Genomic DNA, 1,430 nt, shown 5'->3' on the forward strand with positions numbered 1-1,430 from the left:
GGCGACTCCCTCTTGAAAAGGTGATGATGACAAGGCTTGTCGCATTATTCTATTGACCCAAAAAGAATTTATATGACTAGTAAAGAGAATCGTCTACCTGAAAGTACATACTTTTGTAGATACTGTAAGTAAAGGATAACGCTGCGCTACCAGTTACAGAAACTGTTAATTTAATATGGCATGCACTATGGATCTCCAAGTACCTTATGATGACGAACCCTCCCACATCTCTTAGCGTCATGCGCTGACATTCCTTCGTTCGGTCTATCATAAGTTGGAGGCCGGCGAGATGCTCCCGATGAGGCTCGAGGCCTAATGTACGCCGCTGGTGCCAGCTTCTCCGTGTCATGAATAGAAGTTTCAGAATGCCAACCTCATGCTACTAATTGTAAACAGTGAAGGTCCGCAAGCATTTGCTCACCATCAAATTTCCGCTTTTTTGTACACATGGCATGAAGAACCTTTAGTAATTTGCTACATAACACGACCATCGACTCCTTCTTACGAAGGGGATTTTGAGGTCGTTGCGTATAATACTGATGAAGCTTCATAAAGGCAGGGTTGTTTCTAAGGATTGGATGCATTGCTCTGAATAAAATAGCCCGTAATCGTCTTCGTCCTCGTTTTGATATCTTCTTCATTCCCTTATGTTTACCAGAGGAATTCTCATGTAACGTAAGTCCCGCTAATTTAATTAATTGGCGTGGACTTTCAAAGTCAGTAAAACTTCCAATCTCCGCTAAGAGACCGGAAATAGTTCTACGGGAAATTCCCGGAAATGAAGCGAGATATTCATAATCAGCCGTTTGGACAATTAAGGATTGTATTTCCTCTTCAATCATCGCAAGTTCTTCCTCGAGTAGACGGTATTGGCGAATGAGACATTGTATCTCTCGTTTAGCTCCCCAAGGAGCCACGGTGATGCCAATGGATGTCTGAGCTACCTCAATGACTTTAGCTGCTATTTTGGGTCGCCTTTGCTTCATCTGACTCGCTTTCGCGCATTGATCCGCTAAATCAGCTGTTGTCATATTGACCAGCTCTGCAGGCAACGGGGTTGTCTCCAACACACCTAGAACCATGGCTCCAAAATCTGAGAATACCTCGAATAGCTCAGGGAAGTATTTATCTACCCATCGATGAATTCTGTTTTTCAGAATGGTGCGGTCGTCTATTAAAGTTTGCTCAAGCGTGAAACAGGAACGAATATTTGCTGCTTGATCCCGAAGAAGCTTCGGATATGAGAAACGACCATCTTTCATTAGCCGTGCGATCGTCAGAGCGTCTTTCTTATCGTTTTTGGTTTGCAGATTATCATCTAATTCCTTAACTTTCTTCACATGCATCGGATTGATAACGACCAGTGGTATACCGTAGTCCTCTAGGAAATATGCTAAATTCAACCAGTAATGTCCTGTAGGCTCTACGCC

The 1,430-nt window shown here is 43.2% G+C and carries 1 protein-coding gene; it reads right to left on the minus strand.

Translation table 11 applies throughout. The features are described 5' to 3' along the window. Nucleotides 1-374: 374 nt before the first annotated feature. A partial coding sequence (locus CSV69_RS16510; protein ID WP_143560858.1) for an IS110 family RNA-guided transposase occupies nucleotides 375-1,430 on the minus strand: 1,056 nt, incomplete at its 5' end.

The sequence above is a fragment of the Sporosarcina sp. P26b genome, from assembly GCF_002743245.1.
Classification (GTDB): domain Bacteria; phylum Bacillota; class Bacilli; order Bacillales_A; family Planococcaceae; genus Sporosarcina; species Sporosarcina ureae_C.